Origin of the sequence: Kluyvera sp. EC_51, assembly GCF_019584505.1 — a bacterium.
In the GTDB taxonomy this organism is placed as follows: domain Bacteria; phylum Pseudomonadota; class Gammaproteobacteria; order Enterobacterales; family Enterobacteriaceae; genus Kluyvera; species Kluyvera sichuanensis.
Window position 1 is genome coordinate 1 of sequence record NZ_VDAG01000124.1, and the last position, 6,315, is coordinate 6,315.

Sequence of the window (6,315 nt, forward strand, 5' to 3'; positions counted from 1 at the left end):
GCTGAATTATCAGACACCGTCTGAATTTGCAGCGGGCTGGAGAAAGGGTCATTCTGAGAATGAAGATTCCGACGTTACTAACTGAGTGTTGTATCTAATCGTGGGGGCAGGTCAACCTGACTACACCGACCCGATTACCTTCAACGCCAAAATCAGCTCGCCTCAGGTTGGCCAGTTTGTCGGCTTAGTTCGCAAACTCGATGCGTTGATGATCTCAATGGACACACTCTGGTTATCTAGCGTGCTTAGCAATAAGCAACGTGTTGATGGCAACTACGCATGGCAACAGCGCATTATCAAACTGGCTCGGCGCATTATTGATATCGAAATTCGAGCACGAAAATCAGCTAAAGCAAAGGGTAAAGAAGCAGAAGTTGAACAAGCGGTGCCTTCAACCGATGACGAAATCACTGAAGAGGAAACAGATACCCCCGCCAACTAGCCAACTGGGCTCCCCTCAACTAGCCCCTCTCTAAGGGGCTCTTCAAAATTTGGTGTTGTGGATTTTGTAACACAGTTTTGGGACAAAAACGTGTCAGCGCCTTTACTAAATTAGAAAGTCCTGAATAACTACAGGTATTGCAAAGTCACGTAATTAAAAGTCCAGTATTGCTTAAGGTTTAGTCTATGAATAAACATTAAATAATGTCTACTTCCACCAGAACCCCAAAGTGATCCGATACAACCGGATAAAAATCGTTATTAAAAATCACCTGATGCTGCTTTACCACCATCGGTTGATTACTAAGAACCAAATCAATGCGTAGCGCTTGGCTATTTTGTTCCCAACCGTCAATATTTTTAATTACAGTAGTTCCGGAGTCTTTTATTTCTGCTATTTCATAACAATCTATCAAACCGCACTGTAATACATAATCATAACCTTCATTGCGTATATGGCTTGGGTTGTTGAAATCGCCTAATAGAAAGCTCAACTCTGTTGATAATGTTGCCTTTATTCTGTTGAACTGGTCCTCAAATGAGCTCTCTGAGTCACTCCACCAGCCGCAATGACAATTATAAAGATTGAAATCACCTCGTTGAGAAGTGACCTTAATACGCACTGCTCGCCTATGTTTCCAAAAGTTCACATCATAGTTATCACTTAGGTCAATGACCTCATGCTCGACAATCGGCAGTCGCGTCAAGAATGCCAGTCCCTCTTGATATACGTCATAACTTTGATGAACGAAATCCCATGTAAGTTGGTAGTGATAGCCGTATTCCATGAGTTTTTTCTGTAATAAATATCCATAGTTATCAGCGAGCACGGTGTGATTAGTTAATATATTGGCATCAACAGCCGGGCTATTTTGATGTTGATTCACTTCCTGTAATGCAACGACATCGCACCCTTGCTCGATAATGGCTTGCGCTACCACATCCAACTTTTCTAGTTGTTTCTCTTCTTGCCAACTATGGGTATTTAGCGTCATTAACTTCATTTATTATTCACTTATTCATTGTAGCGAGTTAAACGCAGCTCAAGGCTGCGTTTCTCGAGGTTATTTTATCTAGGGTAGAGAATGAATTACTCAGGTTGTGCTGAAAACTTCTCAACTAATCTAGATTTAATGACATCCACTCCTGGACCATAAATAACTTGTACTCCCTGTTCTTTAATTACAGCACCAAGTGCTCCTGTCGGCTTCCATAATGCATATTCAGCAACCAACTGCGGGTCATTAACTGTAATGCGCAAGCGAGTCATACAAGCATCAATCTCAGCAATATTGGCACGGCCACCTAAATTCTGAATAATAATGTCCATCTTCTCATCTTCTGACATGGATTCTGAACTTTCATCGAGGTAGTTACCCATACGGCCCGGTGTTGGCAATTTAAATTTGACAATGAGCACACGGAATAATCCATAGTTAACACCAAAGAAAACAATAGAAACCAATGCGAAGCGAACCAAATCACCACCGATTCCCGCTGAAACCATCATAGGTATACGAGTGAGTAACTCAATCAAACCAAAGGCATGTATACGTAGGTCCATCACATCGACCAACGCAAATGCAATCCCTGTTAATACCGCATGCGCAACATACAAAACAGGAGCAATAAACATAAACATGAATTCAATAGGCTCTGTCACACCGGTTAATAACACAGCAAGACACGCAGATAAAAACATTGGCTTGTATTGTGCGCGCTTATCACTATCAACACAGTGATACATCGCAAGTCCAATACCAATCAATGAAGACGCTGCGATAATAACTTGGCCCGCTTTAAAACGTGCTGGATGCACCGTATCTAATAGATGTTGGTAAGTTGTCGGATCGCTTAATTTAAGATTATTTAAATCGCTAACCCAAGCAAGCCATAGTGGATCTTGACCATAAACACTTGCCCCCGCATTCACCCCTGTTAAAAGCTCATAAGTACCACCCAACTCGGTGTAATTCATTGGAATAGTTAAAGTGTGGTGTAAACCAAATGGCAGTAATAAGCGCTCTAACGTACCATACAAGAAAGGAGCAGTGATCGGCGCAGTGTCTTTAGAGGTTGCAATCCATTGACCAAAATCATTAAGCGCACCTTGAATTAAAGGCCATACGATTGATAAAGCAAACGCAATAATCATCGAATAGAAAATAACAACAAAAGGTACAAAACGCTTACCGTTGAAAAATGCTAATGCCTGAGGTAAGCGAGCGAAGTCATGATAACGGTTAAATAAGTTGGCACCTAAATAGCCAGACATAATACCGATAAACACACCCATATTTAGAGCAGGAGCACCCAAAATATTAGTGAAGAATTGAGAGACAGGTAGCTCAGAACCAAATAGGCTCATCACAACCGACTCGGGATCACTGAGCATAGCGTTATCCACGCCTAATATAACCCCAGTGATACGGTTAATTAAGATGAAGGCGATCAGCGCGGCAAATGCTCCTCCTGCACGTTCTTTAGCCCATGATCCACCAATAGCGACAGCAAATAATAGGTGAAGATTAACTATGATCCCCCAGCCTATGTTTTCCATAATAGTGCCTAGTGTTTCAATGGCACCAATACCACCGGCATACATTGCGACAACTTTACCGAGTGATATCATGATACCAGCGGCTGGCATCACCGCGATAACAACGATAAGGGATTTCCCAAATCGTTGCCAAAAATCAAAAGATAGTAACTGACTCATAAATGATTCCTTGGTTTAAATGCAGGGTAGCCTTATCAAGGCCCTGCGATAAATATAATTTAGTGCTTTCTTGCAAATATATACGCAGCATAAGGTGGGGCAATTTGCGTCGCTATAAAATCTGAGCGAACGTGTTCATTGTTGATATTCTGATTATCAAGCATTAACTCGCCTAATTGCATGCGGTCGATATCAACGATGCTCTCTTGTGGACTTAAATTGGTAATAATGGTCCATGTCATATCTTGTGCAACACGTTGATAAGCATAGATATTAGGGTCGTTAGGTAGCAGCAATTGATAGCGGCCAACCACTAAACTTACATTTGACTTACGCAGAGCAATCAGCTGCTTATAGAAACTCAAAATCGAATTTGGATCATTCTGTTGTTGCTCAACATTGATATCTGCGTACTGTTGATTGACGGAGAACCAAGGTTGCACCTCAGAAAAACCGGCAAAATCCTGCGCATTCCATTGCATTGGCAAGCGACTGTGGTCGCGAGATACTTGATTTAACAAGGCTAAGATGTCTGCATCGCTTTGACCTTGTTGAGATAGCTTTTGAATTAAATTTCTAGCAGACACATCATTAAATTCATCAAGAGAAGTAAACTGATGATTTACCATACCAATCTCTTGGCCCTGATAAATAAACGGAGTTCCTTTCATCAAGAAATAACAACTCGCTAACGCGGTAGCACTGGCATACCTAGAGGTAGGGTCGGCAAAAGTATCAATGCTACGAGCTTGATCGTGGTTTTCTAAATAAAGCGCATTCCAGCCTTTACCTTCTAATGCATCTTGCCAACGCGATAAAATGCGTTTGAACTCCACTAGATCTAAAGGCACGTTGCTTTGTTCTTCCGACCATAGCTTCATGTGTTCAAACTGAAAAATCATGTTGAAAACACCGCCTTGATCGTGTTCGGTCGCTTCGGCAACCCAAAGTAATGCATTGTCGGCAGTCACCCCATTAGCCTCACCAACTGTCACTATGTTAAAGGGATCAAACGCCTGCTCTTTTAACTCATGCAGATGTTTTTCAATCCCTGCCACATTCATATGATAATCAAACGAAGAGACATACTTTTCACCCTTTGGATTGGGTAAAGAAGGTAAACCTGGTTGTTTCTGAATATGGCTAATTGCATCCACACGGAAGCCATCAATACCACGCTCCAACCACCAATAAATCATTTTAAATAGTGTTTGTTTAACTTCAGGATTTTCCCAATTCAGATCAGGTTGTTTTTTTGAAAATAGGTGCAAGTAGTACTGTGCAGTTTTTTTATCATATTCCCATGCACTGCCATGAAAAATACTTTCCCAGTTGTTTGGGTCGCAAGTCGGTTTTTCAGCGGTAGGCTCACAACCATCACGCCAAATATACCAATCGCGCTTAGGGCTATTTTTGTTATCTCGAGATTCAATGAACCATGGGTGCTCGTCGCTAGTGTGGTTGATCACTAAATCCATAATAATGCGAATGCCACGTTTATGAGCAGCACTGATTAGTTCATCCACATCCTCAAGGGTTCCAAAGTCAGGATGAATCGCTTGATAGTCACTAATATCGTACCCGTTATCATCATTAGGTGATGCATAGAATGGGCAAATCCATATTAAATCAATGCCCAAATCAGCAAGATAATCGAGCTTAGCAATGATGCCATTGATGTCACCAATACCGTCCTGGTTTGTATCATAAAAACTACGGGGATAAATTTGGTAGGCGGTTGCTTTCTTCCACCACGCGAGTGGTTTTGAGTGCATATTAGGAGCGAGTGTCATCGGTTCTACTTAACTATATGCGTTATCGTTAACACATATAGTTAAGTAGAACCGATTTGGACTCAACACAATTTCAGAGGAATTGTGAGCTTTCTCTCATCTTTATGTCGAATGTGCCTTCAACAGAACTGAAATCGCGCTTGAGCAATTTTTTGACAGCTTGGTAGCCCACTTGATAGTAGTTAAAAGCGACAGTCGTCAGGCTCGGGACTAACAAATCGCTGTAGTCATAGTCACCTATGCCTACAATCCATACGTTATGACCGATCTTGAGTTGCTGTTCTTTGGCGCGACGATATAAACGAATGGCAATATTATCGGTGGCACAAAAGTAGACATGATTAGGCTGTAATTGAACGGCCTGATAGCCAGCTTTGTCCTCCGAGTTGGCTAGGGCTTGTAGTGATAAATTCAACTCAGGGACGGTGTCGGTAATAGTGGCTTGCATCAACTTAGTGCGGCTAGAAAGCATACGCTCATCATAAATATAATGTACGGCAGCCAGCGGTGCCTGCTGCTGTTTTAACTGAGTGATGGTGTGGGAGACGAGGGCTTTAATCGCTGCATGATCGGGGTAATATAAACAGCAATGGTGGGGGGTATTTTTGCCAATAAATACCACATTGTCTAAGGTTCGATAAAAAGTCTCTTCGACACTGTGCTTTGACGCAATAATAATCGTGCCCAATGCATTTAAGCCGTTAAACTCTCTCACAGCTTGGCATTCTGACTCATGGTTAAACCCTGTGGCATGAAACAGCATTCGTACTTGTGATTCATTGGCAGCAGCCAGCGCCCCTTTAATCACTAAACTGGTCGTATATGACTCAATACGAGGCGCGATGAAACCAATAATATTGGATTGGCTACGAATGGAGCGAGCAAATATATTAGGCGTGTAATGACTCTCTTTGACGATGGCATCAATTTTAAGGCGGTTCTCTTCCGAGACATAACCGCCATTAAAGTAACGCGACACAGTCATTGTTGAAATTCCAAGCTGCCTTGAAATCTCAGCCATGGTCATTTTTTTACTCATTACCTATTTCCTTCAATAATGCACTATTGCCATATCTCCAAGTGACTTCAAGATACAGAATTCAGAGTTGAGTCACTTGGGCATAGTATCCAATATATTGGCTAACAACACAGTAAATAAAACTGGGTGGACGTATGAGTGTTTAATTTTCACTCACAAGATTTAGACCTGAACTCAAGACCAGGGAGCGAGCATACCTTGGGAAGGTGCGAACAAGTTCCTGATATGAGATCATCATATTCATCCGGAGCGCATCCCAGAGGGACATCATGAGCCATCAACTCACCTTCGCCGATAGTGAATTCAGCACTAAGCGCCGTCAG

The 6,315-nt window shown here is 42.0% G+C and carries 4 protein-coding genes and 1 pseudogene; 1 reads left to right on the forward strand and 4 read right to left on the reverse strand.

Translation table 11 applies throughout. From position 1 onward, the window contains the following. Nucleotides 1–115 precede the first annotated feature (115 nt). Nucleotides 116–442 (forward strand): annotated as a pseudogene (locus FHC49_RS24225) (hypothetical protein); the annotation flags it as partial. A gap of 196 nt (nucleotides 443–638) precedes the next feature. On the opposite strand, the gene FHC49_RS24230 reads toward FHC49_RS24225, so the two are convergent. The 4 genes from FHC49_RS24230 to FHC49_RS24245 all read right to left on the reverse strand — a co-directional run bounded on the left by FHC49_RS24230 (nucleotide 639) and on the right by FHC49_RS24245 (nucleotide 5,992). After that, the gene (locus tag FHC49_RS24230; RefSeq protein ID WP_045332110.1) at nucleotides 639–1,445 is read right to left on the reverse strand and encodes an endonuclease/exonuclease/phosphatase family protein; all 807 of its coding nucleotides are present in this window, start codon (nucleotides 1,443–1,445) and stop codon (nucleotides 639–641) included. An 86-nt stretch (nucleotides 1,446–1,531) separates the two neighbouring features. After that, nucleotides 1,532–3,160: a PTS transporter subunit IIBC gene (locus FHC49_RS24235; protein ID WP_195207116.1), complete on the reverse strand. Its 1,629-nt coding sequence runs from the start codon at nucleotides 3,158–3,160 to the stop codon at nucleotides 1,532–1,534. A gap of 59 nt (nucleotides 3,161–3,219) precedes the next feature. Then, nucleotides 3,220–4,953, reverse strand: coding sequence for an alpha-glucosidase (locus FHC49_RS24240; protein WP_114385764.1), 1,734 nt, complete (start codon nucleotides 4,951–4,953; stop codon nucleotides 3,220–3,222). Nucleotides 4,954–5,026: 73 nt separating this feature from the next. Continuing rightward, on the reverse strand, nucleotides 5,027–5,992 hold the full coding sequence (locus FHC49_RS24245; RefSeq protein ID WP_181553097.1) for a LacI family DNA-binding transcriptional regulator: 966 nt from the start codon (nucleotides 5,990–5,992) through the stop codon (nucleotides 5,027–5,029). Between the last annotated feature and the right edge of the window lie 323 nt (nucleotides 5,993–6,315).